Origin of the sequence: Pelomonas margarita (assembly GCF_043555875.1) — a bacterium.
Lineage (GTDB): Bacteria > Pseudomonadota > Gammaproteobacteria > Burkholderiales > Burkholderiaceae_C > Pelomonas > Pelomonas margarita.
The window spans coordinates 325,379-346,873 of record NZ_JBIGHW010000002.1 but is presented as its reverse complement, the minus strand read 5'-3'; the positions used below and the strand labels follow the sequence as shown (position 1 = coordinate 346,873).

The window sequence follows — 21,495 nt, the reverse complement described above, 5'->3', positions numbered from 1 at the left end:
GCCAGGCAACTGCGCGAATGCCGGTGCGTCGTAGGCGCAGGGCTCAGTCGGTGGCCGAGGCCTCGGGCCAGGCGATGTCATCCGGTGCTGCGGGCGGCGTGAGATGCCAGGCATGCTCCGCCGGCGGCTTGAGTGCGCGCAGCTCGGGCCGACCGTCGATGACGCGCCGCGCGCTCAGGATGCTGTGCGCAAATTCGGGGCTGGCCTGGAGCTTGTAGTCCAGGTAGCTGTCATGGCGCTCAGGCCAGACGCGCCACCAGGCCACGATGCTGTCCACATTGCTCAGGTCGAGTTGCATGGGTGCTCCGCTTCAGAAGAGGTCGGCCGTGGTCGGGCCGACGGGCTCGGGTGACGGGGGGCGCAACGCGCGGCGGCTCCGGGGGGGAGTGCGAAGTGGCGGCGCTTCGACGGCCATCGCATGCCACTCGTGCGCAAACATGTCGGGCAGCACCGACCAGCTGGCCGGCTCGCGCGGGGTGGCCGCGGCGCCAGCCTCGGGCCCAGCCTTCAGCGGCTCGGTGGGTGGCCGCTGCAGCAGTCGTTCGGCGTCCTTCAGTCCGCCATCCAGCCAGAGCAGCAGCGCCGTGGCCGGCAGCATGACGGGCATGCGCGGCGCCTGGCCGGGCAGGGCCAGGTGGCGGAACAGCTCATGGCCGTCGGCGGCCTGTGTCAGCACGCTGAAGGACAGCACCGTTTCGCCCGCCGGGCCCGTCCATTCGTTCCACAACCCCGCCAGGGCAAGGGGCTCGTCATCGACGTGCTGCACCTGCCAGCGCTGCGGCCGGCTGGCGGCGTAGCGCCAGGCCGAGACATGCACCACCGGCACGATGCAGCGGCGCCCAGCCCACCAGCTCTCCCTGAAGTCGGGTTGCGACTTCATTGCCTCGACCGGGCAGTGCATGGTGTGCCGGGCGTCGCCGGGCTCGGTGGCAAAGCGCGGCAGCAGGCCGAGCCGCCCGAGGCGTGCGTCGCCCAGGCGGCCGGCCGGCTTCGGGCCTGCGTGGAGGATGAGTGGCCGCACTGCTGCGGCGGCGTCGTCCGAGGCGGGATCGGCGCCTTCGGGCAAGGTCACGCCGAAGCGGGCGAGCAGCTGGGCGTTATCGGTGACGGGTTCGTAGTGCGTGAGCATGGTGGGGCGTGGTTGCCTGCCGGGCCTGCGCGGGTGATGTTACTGTATAAAAAAACAGTTATTGGTGTCACGCATGTCGAGCACCTGTGCTGGCCGGGCGGTGTGCTGCAATCGCGCCATGCCCATCCCCTCTGATGCCGTGCTCGCCCCGCTGGCGGACCTCGCCGCGCGTGCCCAGCCCCTGCGTGTGCCCGCCGGCACGCGGCTCTTCGATGCCGGCCAGCCCTGCCCGGGCTTCCCGCTGGTGGACGAGGGCAGCGTGCGCGTGTCGCTGCTGGCGCCGGATGGGCGGCAGCTGGAGCTCTACCGCGTGGAGCCCGGTGAGGTGTGCGTCGTGTCGGCCACCTGTTTGTTCGCGCACCGCGCGGCCACGGCCAGCGGCGAAGCGCGCACCGAGACGGCGCTGCGCCTCATCAGCCCGGCGGACTTCGAGGCCGTCTGCGAGCGCGACCCGGTGCTGCGCCGTTACGTGATGGGCCTGATGGCCGAGCGCCTGGCCGACTTGATGGCGCTGGTGGAGGCCGTGGCCTTCCAGCGGCTGGACCAGCGCCTGGCCGCGCTGCTGTGCGCTCGCGGCCCGCGCCTGCTGGCCACGCACCAGCAGCTGGCCGACGAGCTGGGCACCGTGCGCGAGATCGTCAGCCGGCTGCTGCGCCGCTTCGAGCGCGACGGCTGGGTGCAGCTGGGCCGCGAGCGCATCGACGTGACCGATGCGGCCGCGTTGCACCGCCTTTGCGCGGCGTCAAACGCTGTGTGACGCAGGTCACCGACAGCGGGGGAGGCCCCGCCGAGGATGGCGGCATCGCAACCCGAAGGAGAGCCCCATGTTCAAGACCAATGTCGGCGGTTTCGACCGCATCGCCCGCATCGTCGCCGGCCTCGTGCTGCTGGCACTGGCCGTCACCGGCACCGTGGGCGCCTGGGGCTATGTCGGCCTCGTGCCGCTGGCCACCGGCCTGCTGAGCACCTGCCCGCTGTACTCGGTGCTGGGCTTCAACACCTGCCCGCTCAAGGGCTGACTCCCGCCTGGCGGCGCGCGGCCGACAATGCCGCCATGGATTGCCGCCCCCGTTGTGCCGCCTGCTGCATCGCGCCGTCGATCAGCTCGCCCATTCCCGGCCACCCGCAGGGCAAGCCGGCCGGCGTGCGCTGCGCGCAGCTGGACGAGGCGCTGCGCTGCAGGATCTTCGGCCGGCCCGAGCGCCCGGCCGTGTGCAGCTCGCTCGCGCCGCACGAGGAGATGTGCGGCAGCAGCCGCGAGCAGGCGTTGCGCTGGCTGGGCTGGATGGAGGAGCAGACGGCGCCCCATCCGCCCGATCTGCCCGATCAACCCGGCTGAGCCACCGCCACCGGGCGGCCGACGCGCCAACGCGCGCGCCAGGCCTGGGCCCGTGGGTGGTCCCAGTACTTGTCGAAGAAGTAGTGCAGCACTGTATTGGCCAGCGGTTCCAGGAAGGTCACCGCGCCGGCAATCGTCACGCTGCCCGTCAGCGCATAGGTGATGCTGAAGGCCGTGATCAGGTGCATGACGCCGAAGCAGAGGGTCTTGGTCATGGTGTCTATCGCCCGGCTGGTTTGAATAGGCAAATGCTAATTATTCGCATCGACCTTGGCCAATCACTTCCGGCTATCTCGGTGATGGACGAGGACACTGGGCGCCATGAAGCTTGATGAACAGCCTGTTCCCCCTACCAGCCTGTTGGGCCGCATGGCGGCGCGGCAGGGGGCTTTTGCCGATGCGTACTGCCTGGCGGTGGCACGCCGTGTGTCACTGGCAGAGTTCGTCGAGGCCTTCTACACGACGCCGGTGTTCAAGGCCGAGCGATGGCTGATGGCGCTGCTGGGCAAGCCGTCCACTGATGCGATGGCCCGAGCCGTTGCGTGCGGGACGGGCGAGCGCATCGCCGTCTGGACGGTCGAGGCCCGCGATGCCGACGAGTTGCTGATGCACGAGGACAGCGGCGTCACGCGCTCCTGGTTCTGTGTGCAGCCGGCCGCCGATGGCGGCACGGTGCTGTGGTTCGGGTCGGCCCTGGTGCCGCGCCGGCGCGGGCCTGGCGGCGAGCCGCGCTTCGGCCCGGGTTTCCGTGCGCTGCTGGGCCTGCACCGCTGGTATTCGCGTGTGCTGCTGGCGGCCGCTGCGCGGCGTTGCCGCTAGCGCGCCGTGCCCGGGCCGCTGACCTTGTCGGTGGCGGGCTGGCCCGTGGCGAGATCCTCGATCCAGGCTTCGCAGGCACCGTTGTCGATGCGGCCACGCACCGCATAGCGCGCACCGGCCCGGGGTGTGAAGTCCACGTCGCCCACCGTGCGGCAGGTGGGCTGGGACAGGGCGACCACGGGCGACGCGTACTGCGTGGCGGCCTGTAGCCGCACGCGGGTGGGCCGCACGGCCAGTTCGTTGGTCAGCGCCACCGGCGTGACCGTCATGCTGCCGCCCTGGCCGGCGCGTCGCGTGGCGGTGCTGCTGCTGGCCAGCCGGCGGCCGTCCACGTGCGTGATCTCGAACACATGCAGTCGCTGCGGGCCGACCGCCTGCACCTCGTCCGCCACATTGGCCGTGGGGCCGTCGTAGTCGGCCGGCGTGGCGGGCTGGAAGGCGTCGAAATGCGGCGGGTTGGCGCAGCCCGCCAAGCTGGCGGCCAGCAGGGCGGTAGCGAGTGCAGGGAGGGCCGGGATGCGGGTCATGGCGGAGAGCCTACCGCGAGCCGGCCCCCGGCTCAGCGCGCCACCGCCGCGCGCATCGAGCGGGCCACGTAGGCCAGCGCGCCGGCCGTGATCACCAGCCCGGTGATGACGCCAGGGGCCACCTGTTCCCAGCGCAGCGCCTCGCCCTTGAGCACGGCCAGCATCAGCGTGTTCTGGGCCAGGCCCGGCACCCATAGGTACCACGCTGCGTCACCGCCCGGGTTCAGCAGGCTGACCATGGGCATCAGGCTGACGACGGTGACGATGAGCGTGCTGCTGGCCTGCGCTTCCTTGAAGGTCTTGGAGCGGATGGCCAGCGCCATCAGCAGGCCCGACAGGCCGGCGGCCAGCGGGATCTGCAGCAGCCAGAAGGCCAGCACCTCGCCCATGCCGAACTGGAACATGGCCTGCAGGCTGTCGCTGCGGATCAGCCATTGCGCGGGCACGAAGCTCAGGCTGGACAGCAGCGCCACGGCCATGCCCATCAGCGCCACGGCGCCCCACTTGCCGGCCACGATGGCGCCATGCGGTGCCGGGTTCATCAGCAGCGGCTCCAGCGAGCCGCGCTCGCGCTCGCCGGCCGTGCTGTCCAGCGCGGCACTCAGCGCGCCGTACAGCACCGCCATGATGATGAACATCGGGATGATGCTGGTCAGCCGCGCGGCACGGGCCTGGGTGCCGGCGAGGTCGCGTTCCTCCACGTCCACTGGCTGCAGCAGCTGCGTGGACACACCGCGCAGCGCCATGTTGAGCGCGGCCCGCTCGTTGTTGAAGCCCATCAGCAGCCGCTGCATGGCGCCCACGCCGGCCGCGGCGCGCTGGTTGGCGCTGTCGCTGACGATCTCCACCGTGGGCGCCTCACCGGCCAGCAGCCGGGCCTCGAAGTCCTTGGGCACCACGAGCACAGGTTCCAGCAGCCGCGTGGCGCGCAGCTGGGCTTCGTAGTCGGCCGGCGCAGCCTTGAGCGTGTAGGTCTGGCGCTCGATGAAGTTCTGCAGCGTGGGCGCGTGCTCCAGGCCCACGGCCATCAGCTCGCGCCGCTCGGCGCGTTCCTCCAGCGAGGCGATCAGGCCCGACAGCGCCGCCAGCAGCAGCGGCCCCATCAGCAGTGCCGGCACCAGGATGCGCAGCAGCGTGCGCCGGTCGCGCAGCGCGTCGGCCAGTTCCTTGGCGAAGACGATCCAGGTCTTGTGCTTGTTCATGCCGCAGCCTCCTCGGGAAATGCGAGCTTCACGAAGGCGTCCTCGAAACGGGATTCGCCGGCTTGCTGCAGTAGCGCGGGCACGCTGCCGCGGGCCACGCTGCGGCCCTTGGAGACGACGATGACCTCGTCGCACAGCAGCTCCACCTCCTGCATGATGTGCGTGGAGAAGACGATGCACTTGGCGCCACCCTCCGGGCTGCGCAGCCAGCGCAGCGCCTCGCGCAGCGCGCGTGTGGCCAGCACGTCCAGGCCGTTGGTGGGCTCGTCCAGCACGATGTTGGCGGGGTCATGCACCAGCGCGCGGGCCAGGGCCGTCTTCATGCGCTCGCCCTGGCTGAAGCCGTCGGCGCGGCGGTCGAGGATGTTCTTCATCTCCAGCAGCCGGGCCAGCTCGTCGGCGCGGACGTTGGCCGCATCGGCGTTCATGCCCTGCAGCCGGCCGAAGTAGATGATGTTCTCGCGGGCCGACAGGCGCGGGTACAGGCCATGCGCGTCGCCCAGGATGCCCATGCGGGACAAGGCTTTCAGCGGGTCGTCCTGCACGGTGACGCCGTCGACCGCGATGCGGCCCTGGTCAGGCGCAAACAGCCCGGCCAGCATGCGCAGCGTGGTGGTCTTGCCTGCACCGTTGGCGCCCAGCAGCCCGGTGATGCGGCCATCGGCGGCGTTCAGGCTCACGCCCTGCACCGCATGCACGGTGCGCTTCTCGCCGCGCTTGAACAGGCCGGCACCGGTGCGGCTGGTGAACTGCTTGTGGACGTCGTGGATCTCGATCATTGGGGGCTCCCTTCGCGCACGGGCTGGAAGGCGGTGGGGCGCGGGATGCGGGTGGCGCAGGCTGCGTCCTGGGGCAGGGCGGCGGCGTCGGTCTTGGCGTCGATGAAGCGGAAGATCACGTCCCGCATGCAGCCCACGCCGGTCAGGCCGTGGCCGGCCTCGGGCACCACCACATGCTGCACGCGGGCCGGCTGGCCGGCGGCCAGAGCCTGCACGACGCGCTCGCCGTGGCGCGGTGGCGTGACGGGGTCGGCCCCGCCGCTGAGCACCAGCACTGGGCTGGGCGCGGCCGGTACCTTGTAGAAGTCGGCCGGCACGTCGCCACGGGGCCAGGTCTTGCACACGCGGGCGTACATGTCGGCGTCGAAGCGGCCGTAGTCTGCCCCGGGCTGGTCGGTCGCGCCGTCAAGGCGCGGCGCATCCTCGGCGCACACCACGGAGAAGTGCATGCCCATCGCCAGCTTCATGCCCTTGCGGCCGGCGAAGGCGCTGGTCAGGCCGAACAGCCCGTCGAAGCGGCCCTCCTGGGCGGCCGCCCGGATGGCGGCCGGCAGGGCCGCGCCCAGCGCGGGCTGGTACAGCGGTGCCCGCACGGCGCGCAGCAGCAGCGCGCGGTCCACCGTGAACTGCTCGGGCTTGCCCGTCATCGGGTGGGCCACGCTGACCGTGCGCGGCAGTGAGGCCAGCAACTTCTGCCAGTCCTCGCGCAGGCCGGGGAAAGTCTTGGCGTGGGCGTCGATGAGCTTGTCCAGCGCGGCCTGCGTGTCGGTCGAGAAGCTGGCCGGCAGCACCATGTCCGGCGGCGCAATGCCGTCGATGACCGTGCGGCGCACCTTGCTCGGGAACTGGCGCAGGTACTCCAGCGCGGCGCGCGTGCCGTAGCTGCCGCCTTCCAGGTTCCACTGCGGCACGCCCAGATGCTCGCGCACGGCGTCCATGTCCTGCATGGCGATGGTGGTGGTGTAGAAGCGCAGGTCACCGTGCGGCAGCTTCTCCAGCGTGGCCCGGCAGGCGTCCAGGCGGCGCAGCTGCGCGGCCGTGTCCAGCTGCTCGGTCAGCGGCAGCTTGCTGTCATCGGGGCAGTCCAGGCGGGCGGAGCGGCCGGTGCCGCGCTGGTCGATGAAGACCAGGTCGCGCCGGTTGTTCAGCCGCGAGAAGCGCTGCAACATCATGGGCGCCACCTCGATGGCGCTCTGGCCCGGCCCGCCGGCCAGCACCAGCACGGCGTCCGGCTGCTTGTTGCGCGCCATCGCGGGCGCGACGACGAAGTGGACATCGATCTTCACGCCGTCCGGCCGCGCCGGGTCCAGCGGGCGCTGCAGGCTGCCGCAGCGCAGCTCGTTGGGAATGCCGTCGATGCGGCAGGGCTTCAGCGGGGAGTCCGCTGCAGCCTTGCCCATGGAGGCCAGTGTCAGGAGGGCCAGCAGCCCCCCGCGCCATTCACGCATGACTTCTCTCGGGAAGTTGGGAGTGGCGCGAGTATCTGGCGTGGCCGGGCGCCGTCAGGGCCTGCGTCGGGCGAACGGCGGTTCGGGCCACACCAGTGGCCCGAAACCGGGGATGGCTGGCGTCAGCCCTTGCGCGTCAGCAGGCCCTGGCAGGCGGCGCGGGCCTTGGCGTCGCTGCCGTCCAGTTGGCCACACACGCCGTCCAGCTGGCTCTTGAGCCGGCCCACGGCGGCGGCCTGGGCGGGGCTCTTGTTCCAGTCGGCCAGCAGCGAGGCCACCTTCTTCAGCGAGCGCTCGCTGCGCTCGTAGAAGGCGCCGGGGTCCTTGGCGGCCTCGGCGAACAGCAGGGCGGCCGCCTTCTCGATGCGCGCCGTGTCCTCGGGGGCCAGCTCCACCAGCGCGCCCAGGTAGTTGGCGCCCCACTGCAGCCGCGTGGCGGGGCCCTCGCTCTTGTTGAAGGCTTCCTCGTACCAGCGCAGCGCCTCGGCCTTCTGGCCCTGCTTCTTCGCGTTGCCGCCCAGCTGGCTCATCAGGTAGTAGGGCGAGTGGCTGCGCGCCAGCGCGGACTTGAGCAGGTCGTCGCTGTCCTTCCACAGCCCGGCGCGGCCCAGCAGGTGGGCGGCCTGGGTGATGACTGCTTGGCGCTCGTAGCCGTCGGTGATCTCGCGGTTGGCGCGCGCGGTCTGCTCGCGGGCCTCGGCCAGCAGCGCGGCGGGCAGGGCCTTGGGATGGGGCTCGTCGCGGGCCGTGTCGAGCCGGGCCAGCTCGATGCGGCCCTGCAGCGCGCTGAGGCGGTCGGCGCGGGACAGCGAGGTGTCGGCGTTGAGCCGCTTCAGCGTGGCGTCGAAGTCGGCGCTCAGCTGCGTGCGGGCGTCACCGGCCGTGGGCGTGAACGCGCGCACCAAGTCGCGGGCCTCGTTGGTCAGCACGTCCATCTGCGCGCGCGACTGCGCCGCATCGGCCAGCAGCGCGCGCAGGCGCGGCAACTGGGCAGCGTCGGCCGCCTTGCCCTCGGCCAGCGTTCCGACCGACTTCAGCCACAGCCGCGTAGCAGTCTCGGCATCGGCGCCCTCGCTGGCGCGGGCCAGCTGTGCCAGCGTCGCCGGGCGCTCGGCCACCGGCAGCAGTTGCTGCTCGTCGGTCTCCCAGCCGTAGAAGCCCAGCAGCCGCCATTCGTTGGCGTTGAGCTTCTTGCCGGCGCGGGCGTCGGCCAGCACGGCCTTCACGGGGCGGCCGCTGGACAAACCCAGCTGCAGCACCTTCATGACCTGGGCCGCATCGGCCTCGCCGGGCAGGCGCGTGATCTCGCTGCCGGTGGGGTTGAACAGGATCAGCGTCGGGTAGCCGCGCACCTTGAAGCGCGTGCCCAGCTTCTGCGCGCCCGGCGCGTCACCGTCGATGCTGACGGCGACGAAGGCCTTGCTCTGGTCGATGAAGTCCGCGCGGTTGAACAGCGTGGCCTTGAGCTGGTTGCACGGCGGGCACCACTTGGCGCCCCAGTACAGCAGCACCGGCTTCTTCTCGGCGGCGGCGCGGGCGAAGGCGCGGTCGATGTCGGCGTCGGCCGCGGCGGCCTGCCACGAGACACCCGGGCCGGGCGCCGCGTGGGCGGGCAGGGCGGGGGCGAACAGCAGGGCGGCGGCCAGCGCGGTGGCGGGGGCGGCAAGGGCGAAGAGGTGCTTCATCGGGCCTGGAGGTCGATCGTGTCGAGGCGATGATTGTCTGCCGTGCGCGCCGCCGCAGAATCTGCGCATGCCGAATAAGCACAAGCCTTCGCTGGATGAAGCCCTGGCCGCGCTGCAGGCCGCCGCCCGGCCCGAGGCGCAGGCCGGCATGGCGCGCTTCGGCCTGACCGGGGACGGGCGGCTCGGCCTGGCCGTGCCCCGCCTGCGTGCGCTGGCCCGCGAGTTCGGGCGCGATCACGACCTGGCGCTGGCCCTGTGGGACACCGGCATCCCGGATGCGCAGATCCTGGCCGGCATGGTGACCGAGCCGGCGCGCCTGACGTTGGTGCAGATGGATCACTGGGTGGCCGGCCTGGCGGCGTGGGACGTGTGTGACCAGGCCTGCCTCAACGCCTTCGTGCGCAGCCCGCTGGCCTGGGAGGCCATCCCGCGCTGGGCCCTGCGCGAGCGCGAGTTCGAGCGGCGCGCCGGTTTCGCGCTGCTGGCGGTGGCCGCGGTGCATCACAAGCAGCGGCCCGACGCCGACTTCCTCGCCCGGCTGCCGCTCATCGACGCCGCGGCCGACGACGACCGCAACTTCGTGCGCAAGGCTGTCAACTGGGCGCTGCGCCAGATTGGCAAGCGCAGCCCCGGCCTGCACGGGCCCGCCCTGCAACTGGCGCAGCGGCTGTGCGAACGCGATGAGGCCGCCGCCCGCTGGATCGGCCACGACGCCCGCCGGGAGCTGCTGAAAAGGGGGGCGGAGTCCATTTGACGCGTTTGACGGCGCGGCTCGCGCCCCGTGGCGCGCAGCGCCCCGGGGTGTGGAAATTGACTCCGACCCCATATTCATTCCCCCCTTTGGAGGGATGTCGGGGGAGGCGCGGGGGCCGTCTCCCCCTTCGTCCCACCTTCTGGGTGATGTTGGTGATTCGCCCCGGCGCCGATGCTGACGGCATGACGTTTTTCACGACGTCGCCGCCTTCACCGCACGGGAGCCCGCCATGTTCTTCACGTCCTCGCAGCAGCCCTGGTCCCAGCCCAAGGCCCTCCCCCTGGCCACCCTGGCCGTGCGCACGCCCGAGGTGGCCGCAGGCGTGAAGCCCGAGTGCTGTGGCTGGTTCGATTCCAGTTTCGACCTGGCCGCCGGCCTGGAGGTCACGGAGCAGGACTGCAACACGCTCTACCAGCTCTGGGACCTGTCGCACTGCTGAGCGCGCCGCCCGCTCACCCGTGCCAGCACGTGTCTACAGCCGGCAGGCCAGCGTGGTGCCCTGCCGGATGGCCCGCTTGGCGTCCAGCTCGCCAGCCTCCAGCGCGCCGCCGATCAGGTGCACCTTCACGCCGGCCGCCTTCAGCGGTGCTTCGAGTTCGCGCAGCGGCTCCTGGCCCGCGCACAGCACGATGGTGTCGGCCTCGATCAGCTGCGCATCCGCCCGCTTCTCGCCGTAGCTCACCCACAGGCCCTCGGGCGTGATCTGCTCGTAGTTGACGCCGGCCAGCATCTCCACCCGCTTCATCTTCAGCGCCGCGCGGTGAATCCAGCCGGTCGTCTTGCCCAGGCCGGCGCCGGGCTTGCCGGCCTTGCGCTGCATCAGCGTGATCTGCCGCGTCGGCGCGTCGGGCGCCGGCCGCAGCAGGCCGCCTCGCACGGCTTGCGGGTCGCCCACGCCCCAGTGGCGGCGCCAGGCGGCCGGGTCCAGCGTCAGCGAGTGGCCGGCCTCCAGCAGGTACTCCGCCATGTCGAAGCCGATGCCGCCCGCGCCGACGATGGCCACGCGCGTGCCCACCGGCTTGTCGTGGCGCAGCACGTCGATGTAGCTCAGTACCTGGCCACGCGCCTGGCCTTCGTCCTGGCCCGGGATGCGCGGGTTGCGCGCGCTGACGCCGGTGGCCAGCAGCACCTCGTCGAAGCCGGTCAGGTCGCCGGCCCCCACCCGGGTGTTGAGCTTCAGGTCCACGCCGGTGACCTCGATGCGGCGGCCGAAGTAGCGCAGCGTTTCCTGGAACTCCTCCTTGCCGGGCACGCGCTTGGCCATGTTGAACTGCCCGCCGATCTCGGCGGCCGCGTCGAACAGCGTCACCGCATGGCCGCGCTCGGCCAGCGTGGTGGCGGCGGCCAGGCCCGCCGGGCCGGCACCTACGACGGCGATGTGCTTCTGCGCGCCCTGCACCGGCCGCACGACGATCTCCTGCTCATAGGCCGCGCGCGGGTTCACGAGGCAGGTGGAGATCTGCTGCGCGAAGGTGTGATCCAGGCAGGCCTGGTTGCAGGCGATGCAGGTGTTGATCTCGTCGGCCCGCCCCTGGCGCGCCTTGCGCACGAAGTCCGGGTCGGCCAGGAAGGGCCGCGCCATGGACACCATGTCCGCCGAGCCATCGGCCAGCACGCCTTCGGCCACCTCGGGCGTATTGATGCGGTTGCTGGTGATCAGCGGCGTCGTGAAACCTTCGGCCCGCAGTTGCGCACGCAGCTTGGCCGTCACCCAGGCGAAGCCGGCGCGCGGCACGCTGGTGGCAATCGTCGGGATGCGGGCCTCATGCCAGCCGATGCCGGTGTTGATGATGGTGGCGCCGCCGCGCGCCACGCGCCGGGCCAGCTCCAGCACCTCGTCCCAGCTGCTGCCGTTGGGGATGAGGTCCAGCATGGAGAGCCGGTAGATGACGATGAAGTCCGGCCCCACCGCCTCGCGGATGCGCGCCAGGATCTCCAGCGGCAGCCGCATGCGGTTCTCGTAGCTGCCGCCCCAGGCGTCGGTGCGCTGGTTGGTGTGTTCCACCAGGAACTGGTTGATGAAGTAGCCCTCGCTGCCCATCACCTCGATGCCGTCGTAGCCCGCCTCGCGGGCCAGCCTGGCGCAGCGCACGAAGGCGCGGATCTGTCGCTCGATGCCGCGGGCGCTCAGCTCGCGCGGCGTGAACGGTGTGATGGGGCTCTGGATGCGCGACGGCGCCACGCACAGCGGCGAGTAGCCGTAGCGTCCGGTGTGCAGAATTTGCAGCGCGATCTTGCCGCCCTCGGCGTGCACGGCGTCGGTGATGACGCGGTGGCGGCGCGCGGCGCCCGAGGTCGCCAACGTGCCGGCGAACGGCTTGGCCCAGCCCTCGATGTTGGGCGCGAAGCCACCGGTGACGATCAGCCCCACCTCGCCGCGCGCGCGCTCGGCGAAGTAGGCGGCCATGCGGTCGAAGTGCTTGCGCCCGTCCTCCAGCCCCGTGTGCATGCTGCCCATCAGCACGCGGTTCTTCAGGGTGGTGAAGCCCAGGTCCAGCGGGGCCAGCAGGTGTGGATAGTTCATCGGCCGATGCTAAACAGCGCGTCCCCGCGTGGATTGGAGCCGTCTCCTCAAAGCGCCCCCGGGTTTTCCAGCAACAGTTCTTCACCCGGTGCTAGACGGCGGAAATGGCGAGGTCGCCGGCTTGAGTTCTAATCGCCAGTCCGCTTTCCTGGGGATAGGCCCGGCGGCAAGGTTTTTTCGGAGAGTTCTCGATGCGATTCACCCCCTGGGCCCACCGGCTGGCCCTGACGCTGAGCCTGTCGGCCGCTGCCGCTCTGACCGCCTGCGGCGGCGGTGGCAGCAGTGACAGCAAAACGCAGGTGCGCCTGCTCAACGCCACGCGCTCGTACGCCCAGCTGGATCTGACGGTCAACGACAAGACCATCAACAGCAAGGTGGCCTACGCCGCCGTGGGTGAATACGGCACCGTGGACACCGGCAGCACCGCCTCGCGCGTGCTGGAGAGCAGCGTCGGCACCAGCATCTCGGCCACCACGCCGACGCTGAACGCCGGCAGCAACTACACCTACATCACCTACGGCTTCGCCGGCACCGTGCGCACCACGCTGCTGGAGGAGACGCAGACCGCGCCCGAGGCCAACAAGGCCAAGCTGCTGATCCTGAACCTGGCGCCCGATGCCGGTTCGCTGGACGTCTACGTCACCAGCGCCACCTCCTGCGCGCTGACCAACGAGACCGCTCTCGTCAGCAACCTGGGTGGCGGCAATGGCAGCGGCTACAACCAGATCAACTCCGGCAGCTTCCGCGTCTGCGTGACCGGCTACAGCCGCCGCGGTGACCTGCGCCTGGAAATCCCGGCCATCACGCTGGACTCCGCCAGCGTCAACACTCTGATCCTGACGGCTTCCGACGGTGGCGTGCTGGTCAACGGCATCACCATGGTCCAGAAGGGTGCCGCCAAGAACTACCCGACCACGCTGACCCGCGTTCGCGCCGTCAACGCGCTGGCCGGTGCGCCCATCGTGTCGGCCACCATCGCTGGCAACAACCTGCTGCCCGCCTCGGTGCCGCCGAACACGACGGACTACGCCAGCTTCGCCGCCGGCGCCAACACCACGTCCGTGCTGATCAACGGCGTGCAGGCCGGCCCGACGTCCACCACCTTCGCGGCTGGTGGCGACTACACGATGCTGATCTGGGGCACGGCTGCCGACCCCAAGGTCGTCGTGCTCAGCGATGACAACCGCCTGCCCACTGTCAGCGGCAACGTGAAGATCCGCCTCGTCAACGGCCTGTCCGTCGCCGGCTCGCTGACCACGCTGAACGTGGATTACCAGTCGCAAGCCAGCAACGTGCTGCCGGGCACCAGCTCGCTGCCCGCCAGCATCGGCTCGTCCACTGGTTCGGTGGTCACGGTCAACTCGCCGCTGCAAGTCGACGCGCTGTACAACCCGTCGGCCGGCACCACCTCGGGCCTGACCCCGCTGACGTCCAACGGCGTGTACACCATCTTCGTGATGGGCGACCCGGCCGCGCCCAAGGGCAAGCTCAGCAAGGACCGCTGATCGCCCGCGGCTCGCGCCGCGGCCCGATCGCCACAGCCCCCGTGTCCACCGGCCGGGGGCTTTTTTCACGCCCGGCTGCGGCGAAGATGGCGGCATGATCACGCCCCGCCGCCACCACCTGCAGCGCCTGCGCCAGCTCTGGCGCAGCGCCGGCTGGCCCTGCCAGGACCTGGTGGAGGTGGAGCTGCTGGCCGCCGGCTGGGTGGAGCGCCTGACGGACGACGGCGGCCGCGAGCGGCTGCGCGTGACGGACTCCGGCGTGGCGCTGATCGCCGACTCGCTGACCCGCAACCGCGCCGCGCGCGACGCGCACGAGACGCTGGTAGAGCGTGTGGCTGTGGAGATGCAGCGCGCCGGCCGCATCGCCTGGCGCGGGCTCACGCTGCGCGCGGGCTTGCCGCAGGAGGACGGCGCGCTGCAGTGGGTGCAGGCCATGCCCGACGTCTACTCCATCCGCCACAGCACGGTGGAGGACTACCTCGAACCCGCCATCCATGAGATCAAGGTCAGCCGCGCCGATCTGCTGGGCGAGCTGCGCCGGCCCGCCAAGTCTGCTGCCTACCGGGCGCTCAGCGGCCAGTGCTGGTTCGTCATCCGGGCGGGCATCGCCGAGCCCGACGAGATCCCGCCCGAGTACGGCGTGCTGATCGGCCACGACAGCCACCTCGAACTCGCGCGCCCGGCGCCCAAGCGCGCCTGCAAGCCCGACTTTGCCACCTGGATGGCGCTGGCCCGCGCGACGCCGCTGCCCGGCGCCGAAGACCCACAATCGCCGCTCTGAACCCTGGAGAACTGCCATGGCCACCGCGAACAAGACCCAGCCCGGTGACGCCGATGTGCAGGCCTACGTCGTCGCCCAGCCCGAGGCGCGCGCGGCCGACTGCCAGGCGTTGATCGCGCTGATGCAGCGCGCCAGCGGCCATCCGCCGCGCCTGTGGGGCCGCATGGTGGGCTTCGGTCACCACCACTACGTCTACGACAGCGGCCGCGAGGGCGACATCTTCGAGCTCGGCTTCGCCAGCGGGGCCGGGGGCAAGGGCGACATCAGCCTCTACGTCAGCGGCGGCACCGAGCGCGCCGCACTGCTGGCCCGGCTGGGCAAGCATCGCGAGGGCAAGGGTTGCGTCTACATCAAGCGCCTGGCCGATGTGGACACGGCCGTGCTGGTCCAGCTGTGCGAGGCCACGCTGCGCGAGCTGCGCACATGAGCGCGCCCCCGCTGCCGCTGGACAGCACCTGCCCGCGCTGCGGCGGCGGCTTTGCCTGCGGCGCGGCCACCGGGGCCTGCGACTGCTTCGGCCTGCGCCTGAGCGACGCGCTGCGCGCGGAGCTGGCCGCACGCTGGCCCGGCCGCTGCCTGTGTCCGCGCTGCCTGCGCGAGCTGAGCACGCCGTCGCCCGGGGCGCCGCAGGCATGATGGCCGGATGTCCCTGCTCGACCGCCTGGCCCCGCCGCTGTTCATCTTCATCTGGGCCACCGGCTACATCGCCGCCAAGCTGGCAGCGCCGTACGCCGACCCGCTGACCTTCCTGAGCTGGCGCTATGCCGGCGTGGCGCTGCTGATGCTGGGCCTGGCGCTGGCCGCGCGCGCGGCCTGGCCCACGCCGCGCCAAATGCTGCACCTGGCCGTGGCCGGCCTGGGCATCCAGGCGCTGTACCTGGCCGGCGTGTGGGTCTCTATCCGCCAGGGCCTGCCGGCCGGCACGGCGGCGCTCATCGTCAACCTGCAGCCCGTGCTGGTGGCGGCCGCGGCGCCGCTGATCGGCGAGCGCGTGTCGCTGCGGCAGTGGGCTGGCGTGGCGCTGGGCCTGGGCGGCGTGCTGCTGGTGATCTGGCACAAGCTCAACCTCGGCGCCGGCTTCGGGATGCCGCTGCTGCTTTGCCTGATGGCGCTGCTGGGCATCACCGCCGGCACGCTGTACCAGAAGCGCTTCGTGCCGCAGTTCGACCTGCGCACCGGGCAGGTGGTGCAGTTCGGCGTGGCGCTGGCCGCCACGCTGCCGCTGGCCTGGGCGCTGGAGCCCATGCGCATCGTCTGGAACGCCGACGTCATCATCGCCATGGGCTGGAGCATCCTGGTGCTGACGGCCGGTGGCATCAGCCTGATGTTCCACATGCTGCGCCACGGCCGCGTCACGGCGGTCAGCAGCACCATGTACCTGGTGCCCTCTGTCACCTCGGTGATGGCGTGGCTGCTGTTCGACGAGACACTGGGCGCCCAAGCCATTGCCGGCATGGGCGTGACGCTGCTGGGCGTCTACCTCGTCGTCGGCCAGAGAAAGCCGGAGACGACCGCATGACCCGAGCGCATCACCTGTACTGGCCGCCCCGCGTGCCGCACGCGATCACGCCGCCAGCCACCGCGCTGCCCGACAACCTGGTGGTCAGCGCCCGGCGCTTCCCCGCGCGGCCGGCGCTGCTGTTCCTGGGCCACGTGACGACGTATGCCGACCTGCACGCGCAGGTGCAGCGCCTGTCAGCCTGGCTGGCGCAGCGCGGCGTGCAGCGCGGCGACCGCGTGCTGGTGGATCTGCAGAACTGCCCGCAGCTCGTCATCGCGCATTGCGCCATCCTGGCGGCCAACGCTGTGGTCGTGCCCGTCAACCCGATGAACAAGGCGGCCGAGCTGCGCCACCTCATCACCGACAGCGGCGCCGTGCTGGCCATCACCAGCGCCGAGCTCAGCGCCGAGTGGCTGGCCGCCGGCATGGCCGCGCGCGACCTGCTCATCACGCGGCTGGCCGAGGCGCTGCCCGGCGGCCGCGTCGAGGGCGAGGCGCTGCAAGGCCTGCCCGCCGGCTGGGCCGACTGGCTGAATGCCGACCCCGCGCTGCCCGACGGCGCCACCGCCTGGGCCGACGCGCTGGCCTGCGGCGCCGCGCCGCCCGTCACCACCGTGGGCGCCGACGACCTGGCCGTGCTGGCCTACACCAGCGGCACCACCGGCCACCCCAAGGGCTGCATGCACAAGCACAGCAGCCTGCAGCACAACGTGTTCGCCGGGGCGTTGTGGGCCAACGGCAGCCACGAGGACGTGGTGCTGGGCGTCGTGCCTATGTTCCACATCACCGGCATGGTGGTGGTGATGCATGGCACGCTGATGGCCGGCGCCTGCCTGGTGCTGATGCCGCGCTGGCAGCGCGAGGTCGCGGCGCAGCTCATCAAGCACCACCGCGTCACGCGCTGGACCAACATCCCGACGATGGTCATCGACCTGCTGGCCAGCCCCGAGGTGGACACGTTCGACCTCTCCAGCCTCGTCTACATCGGCGGCGGCGGCGCGGCCATGCCGCAGGCCATCGCCGAGCGCCTGCGCCAGCGCTGGGGCCTGCGCTACGCCGAGGGCTACGGCCTCACCGAGACCGCGGCGCCCAGCCACAGCAACCCGCACGACGCGCCCAAGCAGCAATGCCTGGGCGTGCCCTACATCAGCTGCGACGCCCGCGTGGTGGACCCCGACACCGGCGCCGAGCTGCCCCCGGGCCAGCCCGGCGAAATCATCGTGCACGGCCCCATGGTGTTTGCCGGCTACTGGCGCCAGCCCGATGCCACGGCGGCCGCCTTCGTCGAGTTCGACGGCCGGCGCTTCTTCCGCACCGGCGACATTGGCTATGTGGACGTGGACGGCTACTTCTTCATGACCGACCGCCTCAAGCGCATGATCAATGCGAGCGGTTTCAAGGTCTGGCCGGCGGAGGTGGAGAACCTCATGCACGCCCACCCGGGCGTGGCCGAGGCCTGCGTCGTGTCCGCGCCCGACGCCTACCGTGGTGAGACGGTCAAGGCCGTCGTCGTGAAGCGCGCCGGCCACGAGGCCCTGAGCGCCGAGCAGCTGCGCGACTGGTGCCGCACGCAGATGGCGGCCTACAAGGTGCCCGCGCTGATCGAGTTCGCCGCCAGCCTGCCCAAGAGCGGCGCCGGCAAGGTGATGTGGCGGGCGCTGCAGGAGCGCGAGCAGGCGCGGTGAGCGACGTGGTCCAGCTGACGGCGCTGGTGCGCGCCGCGCCGTGGTTCATGGCTGCATTGCAGGCAGGCCGCTCGCTGGGCCTGGCCCATTGGTGCATCGGCGCGGGCGCGCTGCGCAACCTCGTCTGGGACGCGCTGCACGGTCATGCGCACGCCAGCGCGCTGGCCGATGTGGACTTCGCCTACTTCGACGCCGACGACCTGGCCCCGGCGCGCGACGCCGTGCTGCAGCAGCGGCTGTGCCAGTGCGTGGACCTGCCGTGGGAAGTCACCAACCAGGCCGGTGTGCACCTGTGGTTCGAGCAGCACTTCGGCCATGCCGTGGCGCCGCTGCAGTCGCTGCAGGATGCCATCGCCAGCTGGCCCGAGCCGGCCACGGCCGTGGGGGTGTGGCTGGACGCGGCCGACGCGCTGCACGTCATCGCCCCGCTGGGCCTGGACGACCTGCTGGGCCTGCGCGTGCGGCGCAATCCGGCTCGCGTCAGCGTAGAGACCTACCGCGAGCGCTGCGCCAGCAAGCGCTACGCCGAGCGCTGGCCGCGCGTGGTGGTCGAGCCCGCCTGAGCGGCCCACAGCGGCTGGCGGGCCAGTTCGGCCGCCGTGGCCTCGTCGGCCGTCACGGCGTATTCGTGGCTGCTGCGCTCCACGAAGTAGGCGGTGCGGAAGCGCTGCAGCAGGCCACCCAGCGCGCGGCGCGCATCAGCGGGTTGGCCTTGGAAGGTGAGGGTCAGCGTGGTCATCAGGGGGCTCGCATCCGGCGGATACAGGCCGCCGGTCACCCCTGAACGTTGCTGGGCAGGCGCGCCGTTGACGGGCGCTTTGCTACCGCTTGTGTCAGACGGCGCGCCGCTTGCGGGCCCATGCACCCACCGTCAACACGCCCGCCAGCAGCAGGGCCAGCGAGGACGGTTCCGGCACGGTCTGCACGTACACGTTCAGGCCGCCAGCGCTGTTCTTGAGGTTGCTGTGGGCCGCGAAGTAGTCGCCCTCGCCCCACAGGATGGCATTGCTGTTGATGCCTGCGAAATGCTCGGGGGCGTAGGTGATCCAGGGGTCTTCACTCACGCCGCCGCGGCTCAGCACATTGCCCTGCACCTGGCTGACCATGCCGTTCAGGCCCAGCGTGAAGTCGATGTTGGCGCCGAAGTAGCCGGCGCGGGCCTGGATCTGGGTGATGAGCGCACCGTAGTCAGCCATCGCCCACACCGAGCGGTCGCCCGTGATGAACAGGATGCGGCTGATGGGCGCGCTGATGGCGATGGAGAAGTCGGGCGTGCTGGCGGTGGGGGATGCCACCGCGGTGCCGTAGGCCTGCGCGAAGCTCAGCTCGCCCTGGCCGTCGAACATGCCACCCGTGTTGGACATGTGAGCCGCCAGCGTCCAGCCGCCCTGGTCCAGCGGCGATGCTGGGATGGCGAACACGGCATGGGCCGCCGGTGCGGCCAGGGTGGCGGCAGCCGCCAGCAACAAGGAAACGGCAGGTCGGGACACAGTGAAGCCCCTGGGCTTGGGATGGACGTTGTGCGGTCGCGGACGTTAGCGGCCGCTGCCTCCATGTACAGCCCCCGAGGCGTGGGCGATAGAACCCCACGCCATCCTCCCGATTAACGATGGCGCGTGGCGGCCACCGTGTCCTGCCCCGCCCGGCCTCAGGCGCGCTTGCGGCGCAGGGCGGCCACACCGGCCAGGGCCAGGCCGACCAGGGCCAGGCTGGCCGGCTCGGGCACCGTGTTGGCGGCGGCCGTGGCCGTGCTCAGCGTGACGTTGTCCAGCGCGAAGTACTCGGTGTTGGAGTTGGTGCCGTAGGCGTAGCCGTAGCCGATCCAGCGCATGCTGTAGGTGCCCGGGCCCAGGCTTGCGGTCAGCGGCACGTCGACGGCCAGCGCGCGTGTGGCGTTGGAGGCGATCAGGTCGGCCATTAGGTTGGTCCAGCCGCTGCCGTCGTTGATCTGCACCGCGTACTTGTACTGCTGGTACGTCGGGAAGCCAGGGTTGTGGTTGTGGTACGTCGTGAACGACAGCGTCAGGTTGTCGAACGTGTCGGCCAGCGTGAACGACATCGACGGCACCGTGGCGCCGTTGTCGAAGAAGCGCGTCAACAGCACCTTGTTGCCAAGGGCGCCATGCCAATCCACCACGCCGTGGTTGGGCGCGCTGAAGCTGGCGTTGGTGACGCCGGACGCCACCGTCGAGGCCGCGATGTTGGTCAGCTGGTTCGTCGTCGCGTTGTCAAAGGCCCAACCCACGACGACGCCAGCCTGCGCCGCAGGCGTGGCCGCCAGGGCCGCAGCCGCCAGCACGCCGGTCAGGCTGGCGCGGGACAGAAAGTGGTGAATGGCAGTCATGGGAGCTCCCGCAGCATCGGTTGTGTGTGGTGCGCCGCCTCAGGCTGGGCGGCTACAAAGCGGCTTGCAATGTAGGGGTTGACGTATCGCTCCGATGGCAGGTAGGCCCCCGCGAGCCCGGGGGCGAGCACCCCCGCGAATGGCGGGTTCGCGGCGCCAACCGCGACACAGTTCACGACTTTGGGGCCAGGTCTTGCCCTTGCTGGCCGTCACGGCCAGTGCCCATGCTCAGGGCTGCAGTGCCGCCACACCGGCCGGGTGGCGCGGCGCCAGCAGCAGGTACAGCAGCGGCCCGAACGAGCCCACGGCCAGCGTCATCACGACGAAAGGCCAGGCCTTGCGCCCCGTGCGGCGCGCGTCCTGCACCAGCCAGGCCAGCGCGATGAGCGACATCAGCACGAGGTCCAGCAACAGCTGCCAGGCGCCCACGCTGGCCATGCCAGCCTGCCAGATGCCGACATAGCCCACGGCCCACAGCGCGTACAGCGAGTAGGCCCCGAACGCGGCGAACACGAGGCCGAGGGCGAGCAGGGTGAAGGGGGCAGGGCGCATGGCGATCTCCAGATGGGTTGAGGGTGGCGCCATGCTCGGCAGCGCAGCACATCGCCGCAATGACCTCGCAGGTCATGGCCGCGCCGCGGGCCGCACCGCAGAATGCGCCGCATGACCGCCACGTTCGCCGCCCTGCGCAAGTCGCGCCGCGTCAGCCAGCTGGAGCTGTCGCTGCGGGCCGGCGTGTCGCAACGCCACCTCAGCTGCATCGAGACCGGCCGCGCCCGCGCCGGCCGCGAGACGCTGATCGCGCTGCTGGATGCGCTGGGCGCCTCGCTGGAAGAGCGCAACCAGGCGCTGCTGGCCGCCGGCTACGCGCCCGCGCACGCCGAACGCCCGCTGGACGCGCCCGAGATGGCGCCCGTGCGGGCCGCGCTGGCCCAGCTCATCCACGCCAACGGCGCCGCCCCGGCGCTGGTGCTGGACGGTGAGTACAACGTCGTCATGGCCAACGCCGGCCTGGCGCGCCTGCTGGTGCTGCTGGGCCTGCCGGCGCAGGACCTGCTGGCCGGGCCGCTGAACCTGCTGCGCGCCTTCTTCGCGCCCGGCGGCCTGCGCTCGCTGTGCGTGGACGAAGCCTGGCTGTGCAACGAGATGTGGGGCCGCGCCAGCCGCGAGGCCGAGCACCTGCCCCGGCTGCGCGCGCTGCTGGACGAGTTGCGCCCCACGCTCACCGCCTGGGCCGCCCCGCAGGCCGCCAGCCTGCTGCCCGTGCTGGCCTTCCGCTTGCGCGCGGCCGACGGCCGCGTGCTGAGCTTCTTCTCCACCATCACCAGCTTCGGCACGCCGCTGGACATCACGCTGGCGTCGCTGAAGGTGGAGCACCTGTTTCCGTCGGATGAGGTCACGCGGGCGGCGTTGGCGGAGGGGTTGGGTTGAGGGGTGATGACGCCGAGCCTGTCGGTTGCGGTGAACGCCGTG

At 71.3% G+C, this 21,495-nt stretch carries 27 protein-coding genes; 14 read left to right on the top strand and 13 right to left on the bottom strand.

Going from position 1 to position 21,495, the window contains the following annotated elements; all coding sequences use genetic code 11:
- Positions 1–43 precede the first annotated feature (43 nt).
- Both ACG0Z3_RS05150 and ACG0Z3_RS05145 read right to left on the bottom strand, forming a co-directional pair.
- Entirely contained in the window at positions 44–298 is a 255-nt protein-coding gene (locus ACG0Z3_RS05150) for a hypothetical protein (RefSeq protein WP_394395920.1), read from the bottom strand.
- A 12-nt stretch (positions 299–310) separates the two neighbouring features.
- On the bottom strand, positions 311–1,129 hold the full coding sequence (locus ACG0Z3_RS05145) for an SOS response-associated peptidase family protein (RefSeq protein ID WP_394395917.1): 819 nt from the start codon (positions 1,127–1,129) through the stop codon (positions 311–313).
- Positions 1,130–1,247: 118 nt separating this feature from the next.
- Between ACG0Z3_RS05145 and ACG0Z3_RS05140 the strand changes: the two genes are divergently transcribed.
- The 3 genes from ACG0Z3_RS05140 to ACG0Z3_RS05130 all read left to right on the top strand — a co-directional run bounded on the left by ACG0Z3_RS05140 (position 1,248) and on the right by ACG0Z3_RS05130 (position 2,468).
- Positions 1,248–1,886: a Crp/Fnr family transcriptional regulator gene (locus tag ACG0Z3_RS05140; RefSeq protein ID WP_394395914.1), complete on the top strand. Its 639-nt coding sequence runs from the start codon at positions 1,248–1,250 to the stop codon at positions 1,884–1,886.
- A 67-nt stretch (positions 1,887–1,953) separates the two neighbouring features.
- Entirely contained in the window at positions 1,954–2,148 is a 195-nt protein-coding gene (locus ACG0Z3_RS05135) for a YgaP family membrane protein (RefSeq protein ID WP_394395912.1), read from the top strand.
- Positions 2,149–2,183: 35 nt separating this feature from the next.
- A complete protein-coding gene (locus ACG0Z3_RS05130; RefSeq protein ID WP_394395910.1) occupies positions 2,184–2,468 on the top strand; it encodes a YkgJ family cysteine cluster protein in 285 nt (94 codons plus the stop codon).
- Here the strand turns inward: ACG0Z3_RS05130 and ACG0Z3_RS05125 are convergent.
- Complete coding sequence (locus ACG0Z3_RS05125) at positions 2,456–2,683, bottom strand: DUF2061 domain-containing protein (RefSeq protein ID WP_394395909.1); 228 nt, start codon at positions 2,681–2,683, stop codon at positions 2,456–2,458. The two genes, ACG0Z3_RS05130 and ACG0Z3_RS05125, sit on opposite strands and share 13 nt — an antisense overlap.
- A gap of 106 nt (positions 2,684–2,789) precedes the next feature.
- On the opposite strand from ACG0Z3_RS05125, the gene ACG0Z3_RS05120 reads away from it, so the two are divergent.
- On the top strand, positions 2,790–3,287 hold the full coding sequence (locus ACG0Z3_RS05120) for a hypothetical protein (protein WP_394395908.1): 498 nt from the start codon (positions 2,790–2,792) through the stop codon (positions 3,285–3,287).
- Here the strand turns inward: ACG0Z3_RS05120 and ACG0Z3_RS05115 are convergent.
- The 5 genes from ACG0Z3_RS05115 to ACG0Z3_RS05095 all read right to left on the bottom strand — a co-directional run bounded on the left by ACG0Z3_RS05115 (position 3,284) and on the right by ACG0Z3_RS05095 (position 8,928).
- Positions 3,284–3,814, bottom strand: a complete 531-nt coding sequence (locus ACG0Z3_RS05115; protein WP_394395905.1) for a hypothetical protein — start codon at positions 3,812–3,814, stop codon at positions 3,284–3,286. The two genes, ACG0Z3_RS05120 and ACG0Z3_RS05115, sit on opposite strands and share 4 nt — an antisense overlap.
- 32 nt (positions 3,815–3,846) lie before the next feature.
- The gene (locus ACG0Z3_RS05110) at positions 3,847–5,016 is read right to left on the bottom strand and encodes an ABC transporter permease (protein WP_394395904.1); all 1,170 of its coding nucleotides are present in this window, start codon (positions 5,014–5,016) and stop codon (positions 3,847–3,849) included.
- Positions 5,013–5,795 (bottom strand): ABC transporter ATP-binding protein, encoded by a 783-nt coding sequence (locus ACG0Z3_RS05105; protein WP_394395901.1) that lies wholly within the window; start codon positions 5,793–5,795, stop codon positions 5,013–5,015. The genes ACG0Z3_RS05110 and ACG0Z3_RS05105 overlap by 4 nt, the downstream gene beginning before the upstream one ends.
- Complete coding sequence (locus ACG0Z3_RS05100; RefSeq protein WP_394395898.1) at positions 5,792–7,243, bottom strand: alpha/beta fold hydrolase; 1,452 nt, start codon at positions 7,241–7,243, stop codon at positions 5,792–5,794. The genes ACG0Z3_RS05105 and ACG0Z3_RS05100 overlap by 4 nt, the downstream gene beginning before the upstream one ends.
- Positions 7,244–7,365: 122 nt before the next feature.
- On the bottom strand, positions 7,366–8,928 hold the full coding sequence (locus tag ACG0Z3_RS05095) for a thioredoxin family protein (RefSeq protein WP_394395895.1): 1,563 nt from the start codon (positions 8,926–8,928) through the stop codon (positions 7,366–7,368).
- A gap of 67 nt (positions 8,929–8,995) precedes the next feature.
- On the opposite strand from ACG0Z3_RS05095, the gene ACG0Z3_RS05090 reads away from it, so the two are divergent.
- Entirely contained in the window at positions 8,996–9,682 is a 687-nt protein-coding gene (locus tag ACG0Z3_RS05090) for a DNA alkylation repair protein (protein WP_394395893.1), read from the top strand.
- A gap of 229 nt (positions 9,683–9,911) precedes the next feature.
- Positions 9,912–10,121, top strand: a complete 210-nt coding sequence (locus ACG0Z3_RS05085; protein ID WP_394395892.1) for a hypothetical protein — start codon at positions 9,912–9,914, stop codon at positions 10,119–10,121.
- A 33-nt stretch (positions 10,122–10,154) separates the two neighbouring features.
- Here ACG0Z3_RS05085 and ACG0Z3_RS05080 read toward each other — a convergent pair whose 3' ends face one another.
- Entirely contained in the window at positions 10,155–12,206 is a 2,052-nt protein-coding gene (locus tag ACG0Z3_RS05080) for an oxidoreductase (RefSeq protein ID WP_394395891.1), read from the bottom strand.
- 191 nt (positions 12,207–12,397) lie between these two features.
- Here ACG0Z3_RS05080 and ACG0Z3_RS05075 point away from each other — a divergent pair, with 191 nt between their 5' ends.
- The 7 genes from ACG0Z3_RS05075 to ACG0Z3_RS05045 all read left to right on the top strand — a co-directional run bounded on the left by ACG0Z3_RS05075 (position 12,398) and on the right by ACG0Z3_RS05045 (position 18,241).
- Complete coding sequence (locus ACG0Z3_RS05075; RefSeq protein ID WP_394395888.1) at positions 12,398–13,711, top strand: DUF4397 domain-containing protein; 1,314 nt, start codon at positions 12,398–12,400, stop codon at positions 13,709–13,711.
- Between the two features lie 94 nt (positions 13,712–13,805).
- Positions 13,806–14,492, top strand: a complete 687-nt coding sequence (locus tag ACG0Z3_RS05070; RefSeq protein ID WP_394395886.1) for a hypothetical protein — start codon at positions 13,806–13,808, stop codon at positions 14,490–14,492.
- Between the two features lie 16 nt (positions 14,493–14,508).
- Positions 14,509–14,919 carry a DUF1801 domain-containing protein gene (locus tag ACG0Z3_RS05065; protein ID WP_394395883.1) on the top strand — a complete coding sequence of 137 codons (411 nt, stop codon included), beginning with the start codon at positions 14,509–14,511 and terminating at the stop codon, positions 14,917–14,919.
- Positions 14,916–15,128 carry a cysteine-rich CWC family protein gene (locus ACG0Z3_RS05060; RefSeq protein ID WP_394395881.1) on the top strand — a complete coding sequence of 71 codons (213 nt, stop codon included), beginning with the start codon at positions 14,916–14,918 and terminating at the stop codon, positions 15,126–15,128. The genes ACG0Z3_RS05065 and ACG0Z3_RS05060 overlap by 4 nt, the downstream gene beginning before the upstream one ends.
- A 7-nt stretch (positions 15,129–15,135) precedes the next feature.
- Positions 15,136–16,011, top strand: a complete 876-nt coding sequence (locus tag ACG0Z3_RS05055; protein WP_394395878.1) for a DMT family transporter — start codon at positions 15,136–15,138, stop codon at positions 16,009–16,011.
- Positions 16,008–17,678, top strand: a complete 1,671-nt coding sequence (locus ACG0Z3_RS05050) for a long-chain-fatty-acid--CoA ligase (protein ID WP_394395876.1) — start codon at positions 16,008–16,010, stop codon at positions 17,676–17,678. Before ACG0Z3_RS05055 ends, ACG0Z3_RS05050 begins: the two co-directional genes overlap by 4 nt.
- A complete protein-coding gene (locus tag ACG0Z3_RS05045; RefSeq protein WP_394395873.1) occupies positions 17,675–18,241 on the top strand; it encodes a nucleotidyltransferase family protein in 567 nt (188 codons plus the stop codon). Before ACG0Z3_RS05050 ends, ACG0Z3_RS05045 begins: the two co-directional genes overlap by 4 nt.
- On the opposite strand, the gene ACG0Z3_RS05040 is transcribed toward ACG0Z3_RS05045, so the two are convergent.
- The 4 genes from ACG0Z3_RS05040 to ACG0Z3_RS05025 form a co-directional block, all read right to left on the bottom strand.
- Positions 18,199–18,417, bottom strand: coding sequence for a hypothetical protein (locus ACG0Z3_RS05040; protein WP_394395872.1), 219 nt, complete (start codon positions 18,415–18,417; stop codon positions 18,199–18,201). The genes ACG0Z3_RS05045 and ACG0Z3_RS05040 overlap by 43 nt on opposite strands.
- Positions 18,418–18,511: 94 nt before the next feature.
- Complete coding sequence (locus ACG0Z3_RS05035; RefSeq protein WP_394395871.1) at positions 18,512–19,147, bottom strand: PEP-CTERM sorting domain-containing protein; 636 nt, start codon at positions 19,145–19,147, stop codon at positions 18,512–18,514.
- A 179-nt stretch (positions 19,148–19,326) separates the two neighbouring features.
- A complete protein-coding gene (locus tag ACG0Z3_RS05030; RefSeq protein ID WP_394395870.1) occupies positions 19,327–20,022 on the bottom strand; it encodes a PEP-CTERM sorting domain-containing protein in 696 nt (231 codons plus the stop codon).
- Positions 20,023–20,250: 228 nt separating this feature from the next.
- Positions 20,251–20,574 (bottom strand): DUF2834 domain-containing protein, encoded by a 324-nt coding sequence (locus tag ACG0Z3_RS05025; RefSeq protein WP_394395869.1) that lies wholly within the window; start codon positions 20,572–20,574, stop codon positions 20,251–20,253.
- 111 nt (positions 20,575–20,685) lie between these two features.
- Between ACG0Z3_RS05025 and ACG0Z3_RS05020 the strand changes: the two genes are divergently transcribed.
- Positions 20,686–21,453: a helix-turn-helix domain-containing protein gene (locus ACG0Z3_RS05020; RefSeq protein ID WP_394395868.1), complete on the top strand. Its 768-nt coding sequence runs from the start codon at positions 20,686–20,688 to the stop codon at positions 21,451–21,453.
- The last annotated feature ends 42 nt before the right edge of the window (positions 21,454–21,495 follow it).

What these genes read in the sequence shown, in the direction of transcription:
- ACG0Z3_RS05150 (WP_394395920.1), bottom strand. Translation starts at nt 298, where the DNA reads ATGCAACTCGACCTGAGCAATGTGGACAGCATCGTGGCCTGGTGGCGC.
- ACG0Z3_RS05145 (WP_394395917.1), bottom strand. Translation starts at nt 1,129, where the DNA reads ATGCTCACGCACTACGAACCCGTCACCGATAACGCCCAGCTGCTCGCC.
- ACG0Z3_RS05140 (WP_394395914.1), top strand. Translation starts at nt 1,248, where the DNA reads ATGCCCATCCCCTCTGATGCCGTGCTCGCCCCGCTGGCGGACCTCGCC.
- ACG0Z3_RS05135 (WP_394395912.1), top strand. Translation starts at nt 1,954, where the DNA reads ATGTTCAAGACCAATGTCGGCGGTTTCGACCGCATCGCCCGCATCGTC.
- ACG0Z3_RS05130 (WP_394395910.1), top strand. Translation starts at nt 2,184, where the DNA reads ATGGATTGCCGCCCCCGTTGTGCCGCCTGCTGCATCGCGCCGTCGATC.
- ACG0Z3_RS05125 (WP_394395909.1), bottom strand. Translation starts at nt 2,683, where the DNA reads ATGACCAAGACCCTCTGCTTCGGCGTCATGCACCTGATCACGGCCTTC.
- ACG0Z3_RS05120 (WP_394395908.1), top strand. Translation starts at nt 2,790, where the DNA reads ATGAAGCTTGATGAACAGCCTGTTCCCCCTACCAGCCTGTTGGGCCGC.
- ACG0Z3_RS05115 (WP_394395905.1), bottom strand. Translation starts at nt 3,814, where the DNA reads ATGACCCGCATCCCGGCCCTCCCTGCACTCGCTACCGCCCTGCTGGCC.
- ACG0Z3_RS05110 (WP_394395904.1), bottom strand. Translation starts at nt 5,016, where the DNA reads ATGAACAAGCACAAGACCTGGATCGTCTTCGCCAAGGAACTGGCCGAC.
- ACG0Z3_RS05105 (WP_394395901.1), bottom strand. Translation starts at nt 5,795, where the DNA reads ATGATCGAGATCCACGACGTCCACAAGCAGTTCACCAGCCGCACCGGT.
- ACG0Z3_RS05100 (WP_394395898.1), bottom strand. Translation starts at nt 7,243, where the DNA reads ATGCGTGAATGGCGCGGGGGGCTGCTGGCCCTCCTGACACTGGCCTCC.
- ACG0Z3_RS05095 (WP_394395895.1), bottom strand. Translation starts at nt 8,928, where the DNA reads ATGAAGCACCTCTTCGCCCTTGCCGCCCCCGCCACCGCGCTGGCCGCC.
- ACG0Z3_RS05090 (WP_394395893.1), top strand. Translation starts at nt 8,996, where the DNA reads ATGCCGAATAAGCACAAGCCTTCGCTGGATGAAGCCCTGGCCGCGCTG.
- ACG0Z3_RS05085 (WP_394395892.1), top strand. Translation starts at nt 9,912, where the DNA reads ATGTTCTTCACGTCCTCGCAGCAGCCCTGGTCCCAGCCCAAGGCCCTC.
- ACG0Z3_RS05080 (WP_394395891.1), bottom strand. Translation starts at nt 12,206, where the DNA reads ATGAACTATCCACACCTGCTGGCCCCGCTGGACCTGGGCTTCACCACC.
- ACG0Z3_RS05075 (WP_394395888.1), top strand. Translation starts at nt 12,398, where the DNA reads ATGCGATTCACCCCCTGGGCCCACCGGCTGGCCCTGACGCTGAGCCTG.
- ACG0Z3_RS05070 (WP_394395886.1), top strand. Translation starts at nt 13,806, where the DNA reads ATGATCACGCCCCGCCGCCACCACCTGCAGCGCCTGCGCCAGCTCTGG.
- ACG0Z3_RS05065 (WP_394395883.1), top strand. Translation starts at nt 14,509, where the DNA reads ATGGCCACCGCGAACAAGACCCAGCCCGGTGACGCCGATGTGCAGGCC.
- ACG0Z3_RS05060 (WP_394395881.1), top strand. Translation starts at nt 14,916, where the DNA reads ATGAGCGCGCCCCCGCTGCCGCTGGACAGCACCTGCCCGCGCTGCGGC.
- ACG0Z3_RS05055 (WP_394395878.1), top strand. Translation starts at nt 15,136, where the DNA reads ATGTCCCTGCTCGACCGCCTGGCCCCGCCGCTGTTCATCTTCATCTGG.
- ACG0Z3_RS05050 (WP_394395876.1), top strand. Translation starts at nt 16,008, where the DNA reads ATGACCCGAGCGCATCACCTGTACTGGCCGCCCCGCGTGCCGCACGCG.
- ACG0Z3_RS05040 (WP_394395872.1), bottom strand. Translation starts at nt 18,417, where the DNA reads ATGACCACGCTGACCCTCACCTTCCAAGGCCAACCCGCTGATGCGCGC.
- ACG0Z3_RS05030 (WP_394395870.1), bottom strand. Translation starts at nt 20,022, where the DNA reads ATGACTGCCATTCACCACTTTCTGTCCCGCGCCAGCCTGACCGGCGTG.
- ACG0Z3_RS05025 (WP_394395869.1), bottom strand. Translation starts at nt 20,574, where the DNA reads ATGCGCCCTGCCCCCTTCACCCTGCTCGCCCTCGGCCTCGTGTTCGCC.
- ACG0Z3_RS05020 (WP_394395868.1), top strand. Translation starts at nt 20,686, where the DNA reads ATGACCGCCACGTTCGCCGCCCTGCGCAAGTCGCGCCGCGTCAGCCAG.